The sequence below is a fragment of the Endozoicomonas sp. ALB032 genome, from assembly GCF_049310125.1.
GTDB lineage: Bacteria > Pseudomonadota > Gammaproteobacteria > Pseudomonadales > Endozoicomonadaceae > Endozoicomonas_A.
Genome location: NZ_JBLYNW010000001.1, coordinates 6,038,633 through 6,060,104, shown reverse-complemented (window position 1 = coordinate 6,060,104; position 21,472 = coordinate 6,038,633). Strand labels below are relative to the sequence as shown.

The window sequence follows — 21,472 nt, the reverse complement described above, 5'->3', positions numbered from 1 at the left end:
GGGTGAATTCACTTTAGACAGCGTCTTTCCCTGAAAAGTTTCCTTTCAGGCTATAAACCTGTTCATTGTGCCCATCCCTGCCAAAAGATTTCTCGAACGGAACCGCTATTATTCAGAAGCTGTTGACATAGTCATTATCAGGCTGACAAGGATGTCAACGGGCCTTGGCAATACATTTTTCTTAACCGGAGATGCCAGCATGGGTCATCACGAGACTTTGGAACGAAAGGAGTATTTGGACAAAATTATTGAGGAGTTAAGCCCCCAGATACCCGAACAGCAGAAAGAAGCTCTTCGTGAGTTTGTATATCAGTACTATTTCATGGATATCCGACGGGAGTTGAACAAATGCCGGCGTCGGGACCTTCTGGGTTCAACCCTTTCGTTCTGGAAGTTTATCCAGCACCATGATCCTGAGCGTCCGGAAATAGAGGTATTGAATCCGGATTATCCCCATCACGGCTGGCACTCAACCCATACCATACTCAGACTGATTCACCGGGATATGCCTTTCCTGGTGGACTCCCTCAGAATGAAATTGAATGAGCGTGGCCTGACCATACATAACCTGCGCAATACCGTCATTCATAACCGCAGGGACAGCCAGTTTAACCTGGTGTTCGATATGAACACCGAGGCCACGGTTCACAGGGAAGCGATTATCTTCGTAGAGATTGATCGCCAGGATAATGAAGAAGAGCTTGAGGTCATCGCCGAGCAGGTGGCCGCAGTGATGGCTGATGTGGCCAGGGTGGTTGAAGACTACAGGTCTATTTCGAGTCGTGTCGAACAGTTGGCAAGCTCTATGGTCGGGGGGCAGGCAGAGCAGGTTAAGGAGTTTCTGAACTGGCTGTTAAACAACAACTTCACGTTTCTTGGTTACGAAGAGCTCAAAGTGTCAGAAAGTGAAGGTCAGCGACAGATTATTCGTCCTTCCGATTCATTGTTGGGACTTTTGAGAACCACCCACAAGGGGGAAATCGGTCAGCTCGAACTGGAACCTTTTGTAGAAAAAGATTTCTTTGAACAGAAAGACTGGCTTTCCTTCTCCAAGGCAGCCGTTCGATCCAGCGTTCATCGTCCCGCCTATCCTGACTTCATTACTGTGAGGCAATTTGCAGAGGACGGTTCGGTAGTGGGTGAAGCCAGGATTGTCGGGCTGTATACCTCTCCGGTTTATCGTCAGAGTCCTTTCTCGATACCTTATATCAATCACAAGGCCCGTGAGGTTATTGAGCGCTCCGGACTGGATCCAAAGAGCCATCATGGCAAGGATCTGGAACAGGTTCTGGAAGTTTTCCCCCGTGATGAACTGTTTCAGACACCCAGAGAGCAACTGTTCACCACGGCAATGTCTATCCTCAGGATTCAGGAGCGCAAGAAGATCCGGATCTATATCCGTCAGGATCCTTATGGCACTTTTTGTTCCGCACTGGTGTTTGTCCCCCGAGATGTCTATAGCACCAGCCTGCGGCTCAAGATGGAAGAGATTCTCTGCCAGCGGCTCTGTGCGGTTGACTCGGAGTTCACCACGTATTTTTCCGAGTCTGTTCTGGCCAGGGTGCATTTTATATTCAAGCTGCGTGGGCGAATTGAGTATGATCTGGAGGCGATCAATGATGAGCTGACCCTGGCCACCCGCTCCTGGATTGATGAGTTTCGTTCAGCGCTTCTGGAATCCAATGGCGAAGCCAAGGGCAATCAGCTGGTTGCCAGATATGCCTCAGGATTTTCTGCCGGTTACAAAGAGGCATTTTCGCCAGAGTCAGCGGTTGTTGATGTTGAACACTTTGAGCGCATCAATGAAAAATCATCACTGTCTATGGGATTCTACCGCTCTCTGGACGATGAGCCTGGCCGTATTCATTTCAAGCTGTATCACTATATCGAACCACTGCCACTGGCTGACCAGATCCCGATTATTGAGAACCTGGGGCTGAGGGTGCTGGCTGAGTATCCCTACCTGATTCGCAAGAGCGATGGTCAGCTCATCTGGATTCATGACTTCCTGTTGTGCTATGACCCACAAAAGTCGATGGATATCCAGAAAGTTGACAAGACCTTCAAGGAGGCATTTGAAAAGGTCTGGTTCGGGGAAGCTGAGAATGACCGGTTTAATCTGCTGGTGCTGGCTTGTGGTATGAGCTGGCGTCAGGTAGCCATGCTGCGATCCTATTCCCGGTACATCAAACAGATTCGGATGGGGTTCAGTCAAACTTATATTGCTGAAACCTTATGCAACAATATAGAAATTACTCGCATGCTGGTGGCGTTGTTCGAAACACGCTTTAACCCAGAGTTGTCTCTGTCCAACTCCCAACGGCTTGGACGACAGCAGCAGATTCAGCAAGGGATTCTTGAGACTCTGGATCAGGTGACGGTGCTCACTGAAGACCAGATTGTTCGCCGTTTTCAGAGTGTGATCATGGCCACCCTGAGAACCAATTTCTACCAGCTTGATTCTGATGGTAATACAAAGTCGTATATTTCCTATAAATTGTCACCACGGGAAATTCCTGATATTCCAAAGCCGACGCCACTTTACGAAATTTTTGTTTACTCGCCCAGGGTAGAAGGTATCCACCTCCGGGGTGGCAAAGTCGCGCGGGGAGGGCTGCGATGGTCTGACCGGGTGGAAGATTACCGGACTGAGGTTCTGGGTCTGGTCAAGGCTCAGCAGGTCAAAAATGCCCTGATTGTTCCGGTGGGTGCCAAAGGAGGTTTTGTTGCCAAACAGCTGCCGGTAGATGGTCATCGCGAAGCCATCATGGAAGAAGGGGTGGCCTGTTATCAGACGTTTATTCGTGCTTTGTTGGATATCACTGATAATCTTTCTGAATCCGATGTTATCCATCCGAAGTCTGTCGTATTTTATGACGATGATGATACTTACCTAGTGGTGGCAGCTGATAAGGGAACCGCCACTTTCTCAGACGTTGCCAATGAGATTGCTCACGAATACGACTTCTGGCTGGGCGATGCTTTTGCCTCCGGAGGCAGTGTCGGTTATGACCATAAGAAAATGGGTATTACCGCCAAAGGGGCCTGGGTTTCGGTACAGCGTCATTTCCGTGAGCGGGGAGTGAATGTTCAGGAAGATCCCATCTCGGTCATTGGCGTCGGGGATATGTCCGGGGATGTTTTTGGTAACGGTATGCTCTCTTCTGAAACGTTGGAAATGGTCGCTGCCTTCAACCATCAACACATATTTGTGGATCCAAACCCTGATGTAAATCGCAGTTATCTTGAACGGCTGAGGTTATTTAATCTTCCCCGTTCCAGCTGGCAGGATTATGACAAGTCTCTGATTTCCAGGGGCGGTGGGATCTTCTCCCGCAACGCCAAGTCCGTAACCATTTCAAACGAAATGAAGGAGCGCTTTGATATCAAAGCAGGCCGAATGACGCCTAATGAATTGATACGTTCGCTGTTAAGGGCTCCCGTCGATTTGATCTGGAATGGTGGTATTGGCACCTATGTGAAAGCCATTAATGAAAGTCATGCCGATGTCGGTGACAAGGCCAATGACCCACTGCGTATCAACGGCTGTGAGCTCAGGGCCAAAGTGGTAGGTGAAGGTGGTAATCTGGGTCTCAGCCAGTTGGGAAGGGTTGAGTATTCCCTGCAGGGTGGCGCACTGAATACAGACTTTATTGATAATTCTGGTGGGGTTGACTGCTCTGACCACGAAGTAAATATCAAGATTCTTCTCAACGATATTGTCGCCAGTGGTGACATGACCGTGAAACAGCGCAATGCATTACTGGAACGCATGACCGACGATGTTTCCAGACTGGTTCTTTCCAATAACTATCGCCAAACTCAGGCGCTTTCCCTGGCAGAATTAGAAGTCCGTAATCGCATGGATGAATACCGACGCTTCATGGAGTACCTGGAAGGGGAAGGCAAACTTGACCGGTCTATTGAGTTCCTGCCTGATAATGAAGCCCTTGCAGAACGGTTGTCAGCGGGTCAGGGGTTAACCCGTCCGGAATTGTCGTTGTTGATCTCATACAGTAAAGCGGACCTCAAGGAAGCACTGATCAGTTCGGATGTGATTGATGAGCCCTACATGACCCGTGAGTTGCATACCTCTTTCCCTGATACTCTGGTAGAAAAGTTTTCAGAACAGATTGATCAACACCGTCTGAGAAGGGAAATTGTAGCAACCCAGACAGCCAATCATATGATTGACATGATGGGGATCACTCACGTGCTCAGGGTTCATCAGACCACCGGTGCCAGTGCGGCGGAGATTGCCCGGGCCTTTATGGTCAGTCGGGAGGTTTTCGGTATCTCTGATTACTGGCAGGCCATCGAAAATATGGATAACCAGATTCCCAGCAGTCTGCAGCAGCAAATGATGGTGTCGCTGATCAAACTGACCCGTCGTGCCAGCCGCTGGTTTATCCAGCTCAAACGTCAGGATCTGGTAGCAGCAGAGTGTATTGAACATTTTGGTCCACTGATCAGTAGCTTTATCGAGTCGTTTACTGAATACCTCAGTGAGTCCGAGAGAGAAGAGCTGGATAGCAAAATGGCTGAGATGAACAGTCATCAGGTGCCAAAAAATCTGGCCAAAGTCGTTTGTAGCCTGAGACACCTGTTGAGTGCCCTGTCAATTATTCAGGCCGCCGATCAGACCGGGCAACCTATAGAAAAGGTCGCCCGGACTTACTTTGCAGTGGGTGAGCGGCTGGAGCTGAACTGGTACAGCGTACAGTTGGGCAATATAGAGGTGACCAATCACTGGCAGTCATTAGCCCGTAATAGTATTCGTGACGAGTTGACCTGGCAGCAGATCGCTTTGACGGTTGCATTACTCAATACCGGCAGTGAAGAGGAAGACCTTACTCTGAAGCTGGATGAATGGATGGTGCAGCACCAGGGGCTGGTGGCTCGCTGGCAGGCTATGTTATCCGAAATTCGTAATGCCAGTGTGCACGAAATGGTGATGTTTACTGTGGCCAATCGGGAGCTGATGGGGCTGGCTCAGGCGAGCAGCCTACCGGTACAAACTATTAAGTGAATGATTAAGTGAGACCTATACCAGAAATATTATTTTATCGTCGTGTATGATCTATCACTCAGACATGGAGGCCAGGAGCAGTGAATATAGAAGGCACGGGTGGACCAGGATCGGGTTCTCAGTTCGCTGATTTAATGAAAAATGTCTCAGAGCTTGAGGCGATTCATAAAAAAGGAGGAGTGGGCCGGATTGAAGTGACTGAATGTCCTGAGACAACAGAGCAGGGCTCTTTGACGACTTTCAGAGGGAGAAAGGTTGTCAAGGTTAAACCCCGTAAGAACCTGTTCAAAAGGCTGCTTGACTTTTTTACTCTCAGAAAGTCAGTAAGAGAGATCAGAGCCATACAAAAAAGAGATGCCGAGGCTGTGTTGCACGACCAGGTCTTGATGGCGCTTCGTGACAAACATCTGGATACACAGGATAGAAACCGTCTTATCAATGCTGTTGCCACTGGTGTTATCCCCGGGTTCAGCCAAGAGGAGAGGCAAGGGATGAGAGAAAAAACTCTCAGCCACCTCGAAAGCCTCAACGTGTTTCAGGGACCTGAATCCATAGGAATGATGCTCAATGAGGCAGAAGACGGAGTAAAAGCCTTTCCAAAACTGATTGACACCATTTCGTCCGTCTCTCTCTATGATGCCCGCGAGGCTATTAAAGGTTATTACACGACTTTGCTCCTTGCCCCTGAGCGAATACCGGTTAACAGCAGACTGCATCAGGATATTGCCAAGCTGGAAGAGCATTTTAAAGTTACCCGCCAGTTAGATGGCTTTCGGCATTTGGTCAATGAGGTCATTGAGGAGGTTATACACTCTTTGCCTGAACGCCTGTCAGACGATGAATATTCGCAGTTATTGGCTAACTGGAGTCACTTTCCTGATACAAACCGTGACAGGGCCCTGGCTAGAGTTATCGATAAAACGTTCACTAATGTCACCCGCAAAGAACCTTCTATTCACGGCCACCCACGAGAGTTGGTGCAGGAGAAAACTGCTCGCTTTATTGACGCAATGCGCCGTGATCCTGAACTCGAATCGCGATTCGGTCTTGACAGGATTCAGCAGTTGATCATGCAGTTAGCTCAAGATAAAGCTCAGGTGACAGCGGAGCTGGAGCGTTTGAGTGATGAAGTAACCCGGTTAGATGTAGAAGCCATCAGAGAACGCTTGAAAGCTGGTGAGGCGTTGACCAGAGAAGAAAGAGAGCTGATAGCGGAATCAAGACGTGTACTGCTGGATATTCAGTTGACGGCGGGCAGGCGGTGGGACATGGCAATGCTCCTGCAGCCTGACATCTGGATAGCTCAGGAGGAGGAACACGAAAAACTATTGAAGATTCAGGAAATCGGTACTCTGAGGGGAGAAGAGGTTGATCTGGCGCAGCTCGACTGGCTGATCAGGCAGCATGATGAGGCCAGAACTCATCCTCGGGTAGCTATTGAAGGAGCCGGCCCCACAGGGCTGACGTTGGCCTTGTCACAGTTCGAAGCCGGTGCCAATGTTGCCATCTTTGAGAAGAGAAGTACTGAATACGACAGAGTTCAGGTGGTCAGGCTGGACCCCAAATGGTTGGATATGCTGAAGTTTTATCTGGGTGAGCATTATTACGAGCTTTTTGGTGCAGGTGAAGAAAGCAAGGGCATCATTCGTCCCGATGGCTTTGGCGAGATAACCATTCATCGGTTAGAGGAAGCATTACACGATCGACTGACTGAGCTGATGGGCAGGAATTATGATAAGACCAGTGAGACTGACCAGCCTCTCAGTCTGGAAAGAATGGCTGCCTATGAGCTTGAAGAGGTAGAGTCGGGGGAGGAGGGTTTCAAAGTCAGGGCTCGTTATAATCCCGAATATGATGTGGCGCAACGGGGCAGGGCAAAAGATCACACTCCGGAGGAAGCGGTCAAGTATCGGCCTGTAGATATACTGATCTGTGCTGGAGGTAAAAACACCCAGCTGCGAGGCAAGTTCATGGAGGACAAAGTGCTTGTCCGTGCCGAGCCTTACGGTGTCTGTAGCTGGGAAGGTAAAAAAGGTGCAGAGTTACCCAGCCAGAAGCTGGACAGGTTTCAGGATTTCAGGGAGATGGTGGTTTTTGACAAGGAATTTCATGAGCACTTCAGGGAGAGCCTTTCCAAAGAGCTGCTTCTTTTATCAGAACCTGCTGACTCAATAAAGGGTGTCGTCGACCCTAAGGATCTGCTGGAGCTTGAGTTCAAGACTATGAATCGGGTTATGCAGACTCGCTGTTTTGAGAACAAGAATCTGGTTTACATTGGCATGGAGTTGCCAAAGCACTTTGGTCAGTATTGTAAAAAACTGGAGGGGAAAATTAAGCGGAATCTGTCGGTCAGTGTGACTCCGGGATCGGGTATTATTAATCCGGAAGAGGCTGATAAACAGGCTGAGAAAAAAGCCAGAGAGGCTGTCAAGGCAGTTCAAAAAGCCTGGTTCCAGGCGGTTGCCCATTATTACGGAATCGACGACTCCAGATCACTGGGCGCTACATCGGACAAAATCAATCACAAGTTTGCTTCGGCCTTTTCGGTGCAGCAACACAGGGTTGAGAAAAGTGTTGTAACCAGGCAGGCAGACGGACATGAATTAACAGTAACAGTAGCCGGTGATGCCGCAGTCAGCCCTCATTTTATGAGTTACAGTGGGCTGACCGGAGCCAGAGAACATGTTTTGCAATTGCAGGAATTTACCCAAAAAACGGCCAATGATGTCAATCCTTCTGATAGGTTGCTGCACCGGGAAGAGCTTGAGCAAAGGCAGCGGAGAACCGCTGACTTTGTGATTCAGCGAGGCAAAGCGTTCCTGGGTCGCAACTGAAGACCTGATTTTGACGGTTGCATTGATCAATAACGGAATTATTTGTTCATCGTTGTATTTGTTTAATCACTCAGGCAGGGAGGCCTGTAACTATGAGCGTTGGAGGTGCAGGTGGACGAACACAAGCGAGTTCTCAGTACGCTGATTTAATGGACAATGTTGGGAAGCTTGAGACGTTTTGCAGACAACGAAAAACAGCCCGGCTTGAAGTGATTAGCGAGTCGGGGGCACCAGGGCAGGACACTTCCGCTAGTTTCAGGGGGAGAAAGGTCATCAGTGTCAAACCCCGTGGAAACCTCTTCAAAAGGCTGATTGCCTTTTTTTCTCCTACTCGCAGCGCAAAAGCGCAAAGGGCCCGTGAGCGTGAAGCAAAGGTTTTGTTGCATGACCAGGTGATGAAGGCTATTGAGGGTGGGGAGCTTAGTAAACAGGACAGAAAACGTCTGGTAGATGATGTGTCTGGTGGGGTTATTCCGGGTTTCAGCCGTTCGGAAAGAGAAAGCATACGGGGTAGAATTCTCCACGCTGTTTTGAGGTCTGAGAACATAAACACGATGCTCAGTGAGGCGGAAGAGGGAATAAAATCCCTGCCAGCACTGATCGACAAGATTCCAGCGGTATCTCTACACGATGCTCGTGAGGCCGTTAAAGGCATCTATAAGGCTTCACTCCTCAAACCAGGTCGAATATCGAATGACAGCAGATTGCAGCAGGATCTTGGCAGGTTGGAGCGGCATTTTGCTGATAGTGCTCAATCAGGGGATTTTCGGTGTCTGGTCGAAGAGGTGATTCGGGAAACGCTTCATTCGTTGCCCGAACGGCTGTCACAGGATGAGTATGACGATTTATTGTCTATCTGGGGTGAGGAATCAAATAGTTTTATAATTCCAGACCATGAGTTGCCCCTCCGCACAGTGGTAAAACAAATATTTTTGAGTGCTGCAAGCGCAGAGTCTTCCATTCACAGCGACCCACGAAATTTAGTACTGGAAAAAGACTACCGTCTTATTCAAGACCTGAAGCGTTATCCGAAACTGAAAATTGAAGTCAATCGTCGCAGCGAATTTTCTTATCTGAAGCGACAGTTATCTGCGGATAAAGCCAAGGTGAGAAAAGCATTGAATCAACTGAGTGCTGAAGTCACCAGGTTAGATGTAGATAACATCAGAGAACGCCTGAAAGCCGGTGAAAACCTGACCAAAGAAGAGGGGCAGCTGATAGCAGAATCACGACGAGCACTGTTGGATATCCAGTTGACAGCGGGCAGACGATGGGAACTGAGCATACTCTCGCAGCCTGAACAATGGCCAGGTCAGCAGGACACTCTCACCAAGCTGTTAAAGATTCAGGAAATCGGCACTTTGAGGGGGCAGGAGATTGATCTGGCGCAGCTCGACTGGTTGATTAAGCAGCATGATGATGCCAGAACTCACCCCCGGGTAGCGATTGAAGGGGCGGGTCCCACCGGGTTGGCTCTGGCCTTGTCACAATTCGAAGCCGGTGCCGATGTTTCCGTCTTTGATAACAGAAGTACTGAATACGACAAGGGTCAGGTGGTCAGGCTGGATCTCAAATGGATGGATATGCTGAAGTTTTATCTGGGTGAGCACTACTATGAGCTCTTTGGTGAAGGTGAGGAAAGCAAGGGCATTGTTCGTTCCGATGGTCTTGGCGAGATAGCGATTCAGCATCTGGAAGAAGTCTTGCAGGATCGATTGAACGAGTTGCGGCAAAGGAATAATCAAACCCATGAGGGTGACGGGCCTGCCAGTCTGGAAAGGATGACTGCTTTTGAGCTGGAGGGCGTTGAGTCGGGAGAGCAGGGCTACAAGGTCAGAGCACGTTATAACCCTGCTTATGACGCGGCGCAACAGGCCGGGGCAAAGCATGACACCCTTGAGGAAGCGGTTGTGCACCGACCTGTGGATATGATCATTTGTGCCAGCGGGAAAAATAGCAGGCTTGGAAACAAGTTCCTGAAGGATGGCATGGGCAACTATGGCAGGTCATACACTGCCTGCAGCTGGGAAGGTAAACAGGGTGAGGAATTACCCAACCAGGAGCTGAATACCTTTCAGGATTTCAGGAAGACGGTGGTCTTCAACAAAGATTTTCATCAGCACTTCAAGGAACAGCTTTACCAGGAGTTGCAGATGTTAAAAGAGTCTGATGACCCCATAAGGAACGTCGTCTTCCGAAAGGACCTGGAAGAATTGGAGCGCCGGACACTGGATCAGGGTATGCAGACCCGCTGTTTAGAGAGCAAGAATCTGGTTTACATTGGTATGGAGTTGCCAGATCCCTTAAATCAGTATTGTCACAAACTGAAGCGAGACATCAGGGATCAGTTACTGAAGAGTTCGACTTCAGGATCGGGTCCCGGCAATTCAGAAGAGGCTTATCAACGGGCTACAAAAAAAGCCCTGGAGAGTGTCAAAAAGGTGGTTCACAAAGCCTGGTTGCAGGCGGTTGCCCACTATCATGGAATTGATCAGTCCGGGTCAATAGGGGCTACATCGGACAAAATCAATCACCAGTTTACTTCAGTCTTGTTTGCGCGGCATCAACGGCGCGAGCAAAATTTTGCGATCAGTGAAGCCCATGGACACCAGTTGGCGGTGACGGCAGCTGGTGAAACTGCAGTCGGTGATCATTTCATGCTTGACAGTGGACTGAGCGGTGCCAGAGAAAATGTTCTGAGTCTGCAGGACTTTACCCATAAAACGGCCAAACATACCGATCCCTTTGATCCAGACTTGCATCGGGCAGAGCTTGAAACCAGGCACCGCAGAATCACTGACGATGTCAGTGAGCACGCCCGGGTATTTCTCAGGTGAAGGCCCGGGTTGATTCTCCGGGCAGGGCAATAACAGCCTGATCAATAATCAGAGCCTGCTCTTCTTCGGTCATATTCTGAAAATCAGGGTTCTCTTTCAGTTGCTGTCGGAAACGGGCAACCCTGAGCCTTTCAACGTCTTGCATGGTCCGACCCTGATCTTCCAGCCGGTTGGCCAGTGCTGTACTCATCTGTTTAAGGTTGACTTTTCGACCCTTGCCAAAGTCGTCCTCAACGCTTTTTGCGGCCGTGTGAACCGCCAGCTGCAGTCGCTCCAGCGCCGCCGATGAAATGTCCTTCTCCAGACGATTATGCAACTCACTCATGACATGGTTTTTGATGGTCAGCAGGTCATCACGACTGAGAGATCGGTGCGAAACACTACCATCCTCGTCTAAAACCCTTTTGACCGGTCTGCCAAGAGCAGCCATTTTCAGCAAATAGTGACCCCTTATCGTTTGCCTCAAAGTGTCTTCCAGAGTCTTCTCAATGGCTGGCAGGGTGGTGCCGGGGGTGGGGGTACCACAATGGCGGTTGATGGCCAGAGGAATCTCCAGTAATTGATCCTGAATGTAATAACCAATGCCACGGCTGATCTCCGGAGGATGAAGCCCCAATTCCCTGAGTTTTCTTCTGAAGGTGTTAAAGGCTTTGTGATCTTTGGTCAGGGTATCGATCCTGTCTTTATAGCTTTGGAGGATCATCAGGGCTTTCTGGTTTTTCAGAATGCTTTCTGCCAGTTCTTTCCTGGAGTCAGCTAATTCGCTGACTTCCATTTCCACCCCGGCGTTAACGCTATCAACCAGATGTTTGTCCTCTTCGGTTTGACACCATGGCTGCCAGTAAGTATTGGCTACTTCGGCGGTGATGGTTTCCCGCAGGTATTGCTTGAACGAGCTCTGGGCGGTCATTTTAGCCATCATCCGTTTTGATGATTCCATGCAATGCGCTTCAATACGGGCTCTTTCATCGGAGCCTTCCGGCAACAGCATCTGGTAATAGTGAAGGCCGTCTTTGTACGTATAAACCAGGGCTTCGACATGATCCAGAGAGTTAGATAGTCGACTGATGACGCTGCCGACAGTCAATGTCGTGACAATCAGTTCGAAGCTGGAGGCGACTATGGGCCATAATGCCGCACTCAGAAGGCTCCCGTAGAAAGCGCCTCCGGCTATCAGGGCTCCGGTTGTGACTGAGCCACCCAGAACGACCAGGCATTTGGCACCTTCAGCGGCGAGCCGACTAAAGGCTCCGGCTTCCTTTTTGTTGTAGGCATGGATGGCTTCTGTCAGTCGGTTGTAACGGACTCGAAAGGGGTTGAAGTAGATGTTACAGAAGCTTTTGGCCAGACCGCCCTCTTTAGAAACGCCTCTGGCAATCTGTGCCAGCTGATCCGTGGGGCTGGATGTGTTGGCAAAGGCTGGTCCATAGTTGATCAAACGATTCAGGACTCGAACCTGACGACCATCCAGTTGATTGACGCCTTCACGGATCGCAACGGCTCCCGTTGCATGAGTTGTTGCGGTAGCAACCGCTCCAGCCAGTCCGCCAACGGTCCAGCCCATTACGCCACCTGCGGGTCCGGCAATCAGGGCGCCTGCTGTCAGTCCGAGAAGATTACCCAGTCTGGAACCTGCCGTATGATTGGCAAGGTCGGCAAAGAAGTTCAGGGCGATAGAGCCTTTCAGGGCCAGGTCTGATACCTGCAGCAGAAATTGGAACCGTTTTAACAATGCCGCCTGTTCAGGGTGGTTGGCATAGCTGTCTGTAGGGTCGAATGTTTCATTAACGGCTTTATCGCCTGCAAAGCAGGAGGCTGCTGATTCAGCCGACATTCTTGCCTGAAGTTGTGAAACCAGTCCTGAATTGTCGGCGCCCACCAGTATTTTTAACTGCTCAATAGTCTGGACAGAGTCTCCGACCAGACGACGGAACATTCGTGGATGGCTCTGGGCGATTGCCACTACGCCCGAAAGTGTCTCACAGGCCTGCTTTTCCAACTCTGTGTAACTGCCTTGTACTCCGGTCAGTACACTCCAGGCACTGCCTTTACCGCTGTACCAGTCCTGAAGCGTGGTCGCGGTGGGCTGCACAATATTGGACACTCGGTTAATAATACCAGTGGTAGAACCGGGAATGGCCTCGCAGGTTTTCAGAAGCTCTTCACTGAACGAGTAGCCAACGGCTTTCAGATCTTTAAGGTGCTGAAGTTCGGCCAGTTTGTCATCAAAGGATTTTCTATGAGGCCAGATGATCTGATACCCCACCGCCATCATCGCTTCTTCGCCCGAATTGACGGGCCTGACCGGGGCAGTTTCCTGCAGTGCCTGATCCATCACTTTCAGTAGTTGCAGGTTTTCCTGATAATCACCGGAACTCATAACGGGAGGCATTTGAGGGTGTTCTATCAAGGCTCTGGTCTCTGCCATCAACTGCTCTTCCTGAGCCAGCCTGAGGTCATGATGTTTCTGCTGATAAGCGACTATGGATGAGTAGCTTGGGTTTTTATGATAAGCCTGCAGGTGATCACTGTATTGCTGGATGGCGTGATACAGCTTTATTTCTGCATCGTCCTTATGCCTGCAGTTATTCAGCTTGTGCATGAGATGCCGGGTGGCAGGGGGCTTGAGCATAAAGATCCGTTCTGAAACTGGAATTTCCAGCTCCAGTTTCATAAAACGAACCAGTTGAATGGCGTGATGGAAATGCTCTAACTGTGTCAGCATGTCAGCAGGTATTTCCTCATGCTTTTCCATCGCCAGCATATGGCCAACCTGCTGCTCTGTTTCATTCAGCTCGTCGATGGAGAGTTCCGATAACTCTATCGACATTAAGTGTTGGTAGCGCTGTTCGAAGTAGAGCTTTCGGCATTCCATTTCCAGAAAGTCCTGAACCTCTTTATGATCGGGGTTTTCAATGAAGTCCGTCAGTTTTTCGGGCGTGCAGGGCATCTCGGCAAGGCACTTGAGACGGTTTGATAATAACTGCAGTTGCTGACGACTTTGCCACAGTCCGGAGCGCATCTTGTTTCGTGCTTCATTAATATCAGTGCTGCAACGATCCAGCAGCAGTTCGTGAACAACTTGTGGTATTTTCCAAATCATTGTCCCGGTTAACTGTGAGCGGTTGTTCCAGTCACCGGGTGGTGGAAAATAGAGTCCCTTCAGGGCTTTTTGAGCGTTCATTTTTTTCAAGGTTCCGGCAGCTGGGTTGGCGCCGGCATTCTCTGGTTTGAAGGGGTCGGTCTTTACCTTTTGCACGAAGCACTCTTGAAGCCCATGGTAAAAAGGTGTCTTGCCATGCTGTGTTTCAAATTCAAGTAACTTTTCAAGCAGAGCATGGTAATCATGAGCTGCTAACAGGTCGAATAAAGCCTCCAGCTGCTTTCTGGCTTCCGGTCTGCTGGAGGTGATGCCCCACCAGTTTTTTTCTATGTCCTTAGCCAGTGCCAGCAATCTCTGTTGTAACAGGGCAAAACCGCTTTGCGGGCACTCATCCAGAATCCGTTCGAGAATGCCATAGGGATGCAACATAGAGATGACTTCAGCAGCCATACCTTCTTGTCTGAACCTGTCCAGCAAGTCGGGATACTCACGAATCAGGGTTTCCCGGTCGTGAGCCGAGAATTGCCAGTGATCCTTTTGGGGGATGGGAGGGGGATTTGCAGTTTCCGCCATTCTGGTATCGTAATCTTTCATCCAGTCCGGGTTGTCGTCGGCATCCTCAAAGACTTCATTCTCGTCATCAATATCAGGCGCAGAAATGGACGTTTTTCCGATGAATGCGGTGGGGTTAGATTGAGTGACCTGGTGTTCAGAGAGAGGTCTGGAGAAAGGTATAGCATTGCTTCCGGCCTCCTGACGGGGAATATAGGTTCCTGCATCCGCCAGAGGGTTCTGCGCAGGGCTCAGGCAAGAGTGAGTCTTGTCTGGGCAACCTGTGCTTTTTGGAACACTTCCCATCAATACTTCTAACATATCTGGCCTCCTGCCAATATCAGTTAAATGGGTCCCTTATTAAGTAAGACCCTCGGAATGGCAGAAAATTTCCATTTTGGTCAGAATAACTGTCCGTCTTGTTAGTGCCAGTCAATTCGGAATTATAAAAAACCCTGCGACACTGGTTTTCAAAATGAAGCTGCGTATAATTTCGCAGGTTTATCTACATTATCCGGGGCTTTTCATGTACCAACTGGGCCGAAAGTTGTTATTTTGTCTCTCTGCTGAAAATGCACACGATGTGGCACTAGAGATGATAGGTGCGGGCCAGCGGCTTGGCCTGACCGGTGCTTTTGTGCCATCTGTGCCTTCCCGTCCCAGGGAAGTTATGGGGCTGACCTTTGAAAACCCTGTCGGCCTGGCAGCAGGTCTTGATAAAAATGCAGATTGCATTGATGGTCTGGGCAGTCTGGGTTTTGGTCATATTGAGCTGGGCACCGTGACACCCCGCCCTCAACCCGGCAATCCAAAGCCCCGGTGCTTCCGGATTCCAGAGCGTCAGGCGCTGATCAATCGTATGGGGTTCAACAACAAAGGGGTTGATCACCTGGTTGAAAATGTCCGCAGGTGTCATTACCAGGGCATCATTGGCATTAACATCGGTAAAAACTTTGATACTCCAGTAGAAAACGCTGAAAGTGATTATCTGACTTGCCTGCGAAAAGTGTATCCCCATGCCAGCTACATCACGGTTAATCTCTCATCCCCTAACACTCCGGGGCTGCGTAAATTGCAGTTTGGTGATGCCCTGAAAAGTCTGCTGGATGCCCTGAAAAAAGAGCAGGCTTTATTGACCGACAAATACGGTCGCAGGGTTCCGGTAGCGATCAAAATTGCACCGGACATGAATGAAGATGAAATTGCTGACATCGCCCGTGAACTGGTTTCCTATGAGATGGACGGGGTTATAGCGACCAATACCACCTTGTCGAGGGATGCTGTTGAGGGTTTGGCCAACGCCGATGAACAGGGTGGGCTCAGTGGTGCGCCGTTAAGCGATCGCTCGACAGAAGTGATTAAACTCTTGTCTTGCGAACTGTCCGGAAAACTGCCTGTTATTGGTGTGGGCGGTGTCATGGATGCCAGAACCGCAGCGGACAAGATCAAAGCAGGGGCCAGCCTGGTTCAGCTCTATTCAGGTTTCATTTACAGAGGTCCTTCCCTGATTCGTGAAGCGGCAGAGGCCGTTTATTCTTGTGATCATGGTTGAAACACTTTTAAGCAGGCTCTGACTCAGGGATATGCTTCTGCGTTCATGGTTGTTGCACGAGATGAAAGAAGCCCCGGAGATCCGGGGCTTATATGGGCTTTAACAATAGGGTAACTTATAGAAAGGAGGCATTACTGGCCCGTTGCAGGCCGGAAATGCCAATCAAGCCATCCCAGTTGTCTACGCGACCCTCGCGCCAGCCCGTTAGCCAGGCCTGGCGAAGTTGGGGGTCCGTATGTGGGCAGATATCCTTCGAACGTCCAGACGCACCTGTCCGATATCCTTTGGTAAAGGCTCTGTCTGTCATATCCCTTTTTTGTCTTTTCATCATGTGGTACTGCCTCTTGCTGATTCGTTTATCAATGCCTCCCTGGCACCCTGTTACAGCACTTGGAATATTCCCCGATCCGGTCTGTTGTGATAACTCCGGAAGCCCACCAGGTCATATGCAAGTTGCATGCAACGAGGGAACTGGGAAAAAACCAGAGAGCAAACATACAGGGAAAGTCTACGGTCTAATTTCTAACGAAGTTTGAACAGGCTGTCGAGAAATCAATCCTAATAAGTATTGAGTTTTTAAATTATTTTGGAATATAAGTTATGAATACGCCTCTTACTGAGCGTTCTCTGGAACTCTTCGCCAGCTGCCCCAAGGGGCTGGAAATTCTGCTGGCCAGAGAGTTGACGGATCTGGGTGCTGAATCTGTCCGGGAAACTGTCGCTGGTGTGAGTTTCAAGGGCAGTCTTGAGGTTGCTTATCGCAGTTGTCTCTGGTCCAGACTGGCAAGCCGGATTTTACTGCGGCTGGGTGAGATCCGATCCGAGAATAAAGACAGCCTGTATCAGGGTGTCAGAACGTTTGAGTGGGATGATCATCTCGACAACCAGAGCAGTTTTCGGGTCGACTTCAACGGCTCCACGCCAGATATTAATCACACCCGATTCGGTGCCCAGGTCGTTAAAGACGCCATCGTTGACCAGTTAAGAGATGACCATGGCTGGCGGCCCTCTGTCAATGCCACTAACCCCGATATAAGAGTCAATGTTCATGCCAGGGGAAAAACAGCGTTTGTGTCGATTGACCTGTCAGGTCAGAGTTTGCATCAACGGGGCTATCGTCAGGAATCAGGTGAAGCGCCTCTGAAGGAAAATCTGGCAGCGGCCATTCTGATAAGGGCTGGCTGGCCTGAAATGGCGGCACAGGGCAAACCGTTAATGGACCCCATGTGCGGCGCCGGTACTCTGTTAATAGAAGGTGCCATGATGGCGGCTGATATTGCCCCCGGTCTGCTCCGGACCCGTTTCGGTTTTGACCGTTGGATGGGGCATGTGCCAAAGGTGTGGATGAACGTGCTGGAGGAAGCCAGGGAGCGTCGGCAACAGGGGCTGGCTACCCTGAGTTCGGATATTACTGGCTTTGAAGGTCTGGGTTCTGTTGCTCATCGTGCCAAATCCAACCTGGAAAGGGTAGGGCTGTCGAAAAGGGTCAGGATACGACAGCAGGAGCTCAAGGATTTGGCGATGGATTCTGACGTAGATGCCGGATTGGTGGTTTGTAATCCTCCCTACGGTGAACGTATGGGCGATGAAGCCAGTCTGGTCTACCTCTACAAACATCTGGGTGAAAAACTGAAGGAGCATTGCCCGGGTTGGCAAGCAGGCATATTCACTGGTACGCCCAGTCTGGTGAAAAATCTCGGAATGGGGCCAAGAAAGAGTTATTCACTCTTTAACGGTGCACTGCCCTGTAAGCTCTTTCTTTATGATATTCGCAGCCGTGAAGCGAGAGAGGCCGTTGCAGAAAAACAGGAACGGAATCAACCAGAGGCCAGAACGGTTACCTATATTTCTGAAGGGGCTAACATGTTTGCCAATCGTTTGAAGAAGAATTTCAGACAGATGAGCAAATGGGCCAGAAAAAACAACATTGACTGTTATCGCCTCTATGATGCCGACATGCCGGAATACGCTGTAGCGGTAGATGTGTATCGTGATTGGGTGCATGTTCAGGAGTATGCAGCGCCTAAATCCATCAACGAAGAAAAAGCTCAGGAGCGGTTAATCGAAGCTCTGGCAGTGACGCCTGAGGTGCTGAATATACCGGATGAAAATATTGTCCTCAAACGACGTGAGCGGCAATCAGGTTCCAGTCAATATGTAAGACAAGACGAACAGAAACAGATGATGGAAGTTGAAGAGGGCGGATGTCGTTTATTGGTTAATCTGCATGATTATCTGGATACGGGTCTGTTTCTGGATCACCGACTGATGAGAATGAGACTGCAGAAAGAAGCGGCGGGCAAACGTTTCCTCAACCTGTTCTGTTATACCGCCACAGCAACCGTTCATGCCGCCATGGGGGGAGCCGTGTCTTCTACCAGTGTCGATCTTTCCAATACCTATCTCGACTGGGGTAAAAAGAATCTGGCCCTGAACGGTCTGAGCGAGCGGCGTCACCGAATGGAGCGGGAAGATTGCCTGAAATGGTTGGAAAAAGATATCAGCGAGTATGATCTGATTTTTATGGACCCTCCCACCTTCTCCAACTCCAGGAAGCTAAAAGATGTTTTTGATGTTCAGAAAGACCATTTCAGGTTAATTGAACTGGCAGTAAAGAGGCTGAGTAAGGGGGGGGTTCTCTATTTCTCAAACAATTTTAGAAAATTCAAACTGGATGAGCGTGTTGAGTCAGAATTTGTTGTCGAAGAGATCACCCATCAAACCATTGATCGTGATTTTCAACGCCGAAAAGGTATTCATCGAAGCTGGAAGATTTTGGAAAAGTAAATCGCACTGATATTTGGCAAAAACGCCGTGATCCCGCAGTTTGCCTGAGATGGTTGGTAAAAGATATCAGTGAGTATGAGCTGATTTTTATGGACCTCCCCGCTTTTTCCAACTCTAGAAAACTTAAAGGTGTTTTTGATATTCAGGAAGATCATTTCAGGTTAATCAGGTGGTAGTAAATCAGAGCTATAATTTCCGGTACGATGCAGACGACAACAGGGTATGAGGCTTCATACCCTGACTGCCTGGTTAACTCATCAGTAGGTGAGAAGTATGAAGCTGATTTCCAGACTGGCAGGGTCAACGATTCTTGCGCTCGCGTTCGGAAGTGTTCACGCACTGGACAGGTATATTTACTTTATAAGAAATTATGATTCCGATCATAGCGTGTCCTACTCTTTCAGGGCTGGGTCAGACAGTTCTTGCATGTACGGGGTATATAATCCGAAGACTGACTCAATGCCACCCGATTACTTAAACATCAGCAAACTTGGCCTCCATTATAAGAATGTCATACTTACAGAATGTTCCACTGGCGATAAACCGCGATATCAGGATATCGTCATATCCCGGGACACCCCGCCCAAGGCAACCGCTGTCGTTAGGTGGCATATGCCAGCATGTGATGACAGCACATGTGAACCCTATGCCAAGACGAAATCTGATCCTGCCAACCTATTAAAGTGTCCCTTTGACCATTACGGACATAGCACTGATGTAATGCTCGTTGTGGGTCAGAATATGGCCGGTTCAGGTGGCAGTTGCAGGCACGACAATTTTCGTGAATGACATTGGAAGAGGTCACTCGTCAACTCATCAGTAGGAGAGAAGTATGAAGCTGATTTCCAGACTAGCAGGGTCAATGATTCTTGCACTTGCGTTCGGAAGTGTTCACGCACTGGATCAATTTATTTATTTTATAAGAAATTATGATTCCGATCATAGCGCGTCCTACTCTTTCAGGGCTGGGTCAGACAGTCATTGCATGTACGGGGTATATAATCCGAAGACTGACTCAATGCCTCCCCATTACTTAAACATCAGCAAACTTGGCCTACATTATAAGAGTGACGTGCGTACAGAATGTTACAAAAGTGAAAAACCGCGATATCAGGATATCGTCGTATCCCGGGATACCCCTCCCAAGGCAACCGCAGTCGTTAGATGGTATATGCCAACCTGTGACGGATGTGGACCCTATGCTGAGAAGAGATCTGATCCTGCCAACCTGGTAAAGTGTCCCTTTGATTATTACGGAGATACCATTGATGTAATGGGCGTTGTAGGTCAGGATGTGCCCGGTTCAGGTGGCAGTTGCAGGCACGACAATTTTCGGGAATGAAAGCGTAACAGTTTATGGTTGACTTATAACTGAGGGCTCTCTGAAGGTGGTGTTCTCTGTTCTTCAAACCATTGATTTTGATTTTCAACGCCAAAGATGTGTTCGTCGAAGCGAGAAGATTATGTAAAAAGTCATCGGTAAAAGCCATCAGTATGCCAGCCAAGTATGCTATGGGTATGGCCCTGACATCAGGGAGCTTTTTTCTGATTCCTCTGGCTTCCCTGTTTGCCAGCGCTAAGGGGTTGGTTGCTTCTGGATTGTTGGTACTTATCCGGCTCAGGCGCTGGGGGAGCTTCTGATTAGTGGTCTTGGCCTGGCGATGGTGGCTCAGCTGGTGCCTGAGCGTATGCATGGTTTTATTATGGGGGCCTGGTTTCTGACGACTTCTGCAGCCTCTGCAGTGGCTGGTTATGTGGCGAGTTTGACCGCTGTTGATTCCGTTCAGTCGGCGACCGCACTGGTTACTCTGCCGATTTACAGCCATTTCTTCGAAGTTATGGGTGTGATTTCAGCAGTGGTTGCCCTGATCATGTTTCTGACGACACCTAAACTGAACAGGTTGATGAATCCGGTAGAAAAAAGTCAGGAGAAATTGGCAACGGCCAGATTGTTCTGACATTTTAGTGTTATGAAAAGGGGGCTGTTTAGGTGGAGTGCGGAAGATATTGTTGATCATTACCAAAGTTTTAGACAAACCTATTTTTCAATGAAAAGGAGAATAAAAAAGAAGCTTTGTTCTACAGTGCCATGATAAGACTGGTGATAAGTCTTCGATAACTGCTGAAGATAGTCAAAAAATTGTGTAAAACGATAGTGCATGATTATTGCTATCCATCTGGAAAGATTGATAAACCCACAAGATAAAAGCCAGACGAAATTGGCAATAGCCTGATTATGAAGACCTTTTGGTGTTATAAAAAGACGACTGTTTAAACACGGTCGCCTTTTTTGGTGGTTTGCTCTGCTCAGGGCTGTCTGACAGCCGAATCAGTGGCAACAGCGGTTGGCTCGGCTTTTTGGAAGTTGGGGTGAACAACTGCTCGCAGAACGGTTTTATCTTCAAAATATATGGTCATGTCCTGGTACTTCCACTTGGTAATTGCGGGTTTTCCAACCGTTTCAGATATTTCAGGTGCTCCCAGACGATCCTTGACGGACTCCATGCTTTGACCTCTTTCCGGCAACAGAACTGTACTGCGAAGTTCAGCCGACTGACTGCCAACGGGCACCGCAATGGTGTCACCGGTTTCTGCTGCAAAAGCATTCTGGTTGAAACTGACAAGACCCAATAAGGTCATGGATAGGCCTAATGACGGTATTGATAACAGATGTTTCATGACAGGCATACTTTCTCGCTACTTTCTTATTCTCATGGGTTGGCTGCAACAGCTCTGCAGCCCCGGTTATCGTTGTGGGAGACTGTCGCTTTTGCAAGG

11 protein-coding genes are annotated in these 21,472 nt (G+C 49.1%); 8 read left to right on the top strand and 3 right to left on the bottom strand.

Translation table 11 applies throughout. The annotated features are described in order from the left end of the window. Window positions 1-151 precede the first annotated feature (151 nt). The 3 genes from ACO6VG_RS22690 (at window position 152) to ACO6VG_RS22680 (ending at window position 10,700) form a co-directional block, all read left to right on the top strand. Complete coding sequence (locus ACO6VG_RS22690) at window positions 152-5,029, top strand: NAD-glutamate dehydrogenase (RefSeq protein WP_422475758.1); 4,878 nt, start codon at window positions 152-154, stop codon at window positions 5,027-5,029. Window positions 5,030-5,163: 134 nt separating this feature from the next. Beyond that, window positions 5,164-7,863, top strand: a complete 2,700-nt coding sequence (locus ACO6VG_RS22685; RefSeq protein WP_422134371.1) for a hypothetical protein — start codon at window positions 5,164-5,166, stop codon at window positions 7,861-7,863. 92 nt (window positions 7,864-7,955) lie between these two features. Next, entirely contained in the window at window positions 7,956-10,700 is a 2,745-nt protein-coding gene (locus ACO6VG_RS22680; protein WP_422475756.1) for a hypothetical protein, read from the top strand. Here ACO6VG_RS22680 and ACO6VG_RS22675 read toward each other — a convergent pair. Further along, window positions 10,693-14,676, bottom strand: coding sequence for a hypothetical protein (locus tag ACO6VG_RS22675; protein ID WP_422475754.1), 3,984 nt, complete (start codon window positions 14,674-14,676; stop codon window positions 10,693-10,695). The genes ACO6VG_RS22680 and ACO6VG_RS22675 overlap by 8 nt on opposite strands. A gap of 154 nt (window positions 14,677-14,830) precedes the next feature. Between ACO6VG_RS22675 and ACO6VG_RS22670 the strand changes: the two genes are divergently transcribed. Next, the gene (locus ACO6VG_RS22670) at window positions 14,831-15,907 is read left to right on the top strand and encodes a quinone-dependent dihydroorotate dehydrogenase (RefSeq protein ID WP_422134368.1); all 1,077 of its coding nucleotides are present in this window, start codon (window positions 14,831-14,833) and stop codon (window positions 15,905-15,907) included. Between the two features lie 115 nt (window positions 15,908-16,022). Here the strand turns inward: ACO6VG_RS22670 and rmf are convergent, their stop codons facing one another. Continuing rightward, window positions 16,023-16,235, bottom strand: coding sequence for a ribosome modulation factor (gene rmf, locus ACO6VG_RS22665; RefSeq protein ID WP_257281103.1), 213 nt, complete (start codon window positions 16,233-16,235; stop codon window positions 16,023-16,025). Between the two features lie 272 nt (window positions 16,236-16,507). Here rmf and rlmKL point away from each other — a divergent pair, with 272 nt between their 5' ends. From rlmKL to ACO6VG_RS22645, 4 genes are all read left to right on the top strand, one after another. After that, entirely contained in the window at window positions 16,508-18,694 is a 2,187-nt protein-coding gene (rlmKL, locus tag ACO6VG_RS22660; RefSeq protein WP_422475752.1) for a bifunctional 23S rRNA (guanine(2069)-N(7))-methyltransferase RlmK/23S rRNA (guanine(2445)-N(2))-methyltransferase RlmL, read from the top strand. Window positions 18,695-19,766: 1,072 nt separating this feature from the next. After that, entirely contained in the window at window positions 19,767-20,036 is a 270-nt protein-coding gene (locus ACO6VG_RS22655; RefSeq protein WP_422410268.1) for a hypothetical protein, read from the top strand. Window positions 20,037-20,113: 77 nt separating this feature from the next. Continuing rightward, window positions 20,114-20,335: a hypothetical protein gene (locus ACO6VG_RS22650; protein WP_422410270.1), complete on the top strand. Its 222-nt coding sequence runs from the start codon at window positions 20,114-20,116 to the stop codon at window positions 20,333-20,335. Further along, window positions 20,293-20,652, top strand: coding sequence for a hypothetical protein (locus ACO6VG_RS22645; RefSeq protein WP_422441974.1), 360 nt, complete (start codon window positions 20,293-20,295; stop codon window positions 20,650-20,652). Before ACO6VG_RS22650 ends, ACO6VG_RS22645 begins: the two co-directional genes overlap by 43 nt. Before the next feature lie 349 nt (window positions 20,653-21,001). Here ACO6VG_RS22645 and ACO6VG_RS22640 read toward each other — a convergent pair whose 3' ends face one another. Then, window positions 21,002-21,373, bottom strand: a complete 372-nt coding sequence (locus ACO6VG_RS22640) for a hypothetical protein (RefSeq protein ID WP_422475750.1) — start codon at window positions 21,371-21,373, stop codon at window positions 21,002-21,004. Window positions 21,374-21,472: the final 99 nt, after the last annotated feature.

Bases quoted from the DNA above. Each gene is read 5' to 3' on its own strand.
- rlmKL (WP_422475752.1), top strand. From the start codon at position 16,508: ATGAATACGCCTCTTACTGAGCGTTCTCTGGAACTCTTCGCCAGCTGC.
- ACO6VG_RS22690 (WP_422475758.1), top strand. From the start codon at position 152: ATGTCAACGGGCCTTGGCAATACATTTTTCTTAACCGGAGATGCCAGC.
- rmf (WP_257281103.1), bottom strand. From the start codon at position 16,235: ATGAAAAGACAAAAAAGGGATATGACAGACAGAGCCTTTACCAAAGGA.
- ACO6VG_RS22680 (WP_422475756.1), top strand. From the start codon at position 7,956: ATGAGCGTTGGAGGTGCAGGTGGACGAACACAAGCGAGTTCTCAGTAC.
- ACO6VG_RS22675 (WP_422475754.1), bottom strand. From the start codon at position 14,676: ATGTTAGAAGTATTGATGGGAAGTGTTCCAAAAAGCACAGGTTGCCCA.
- ACO6VG_RS22670 (WP_422134368.1), top strand. From the start codon at position 14,831: ATGAAGCTGCGTATAATTTCGCAGGTTTATCTACATTATCCGGGGCTT.
- ACO6VG_RS22640 (WP_422475750.1), bottom strand. From the start codon at position 21,373: ATGAAACATCTGTTATCAATACCGTCATTAGGCCTATCCATGACCTTA.
- ACO6VG_RS22685 (WP_422134371.1), top strand. From the start codon at position 5,164: ATGAAAAATGTCTCAGAGCTTGAGGCGATTCATAAAAAAGGAGGAGTG.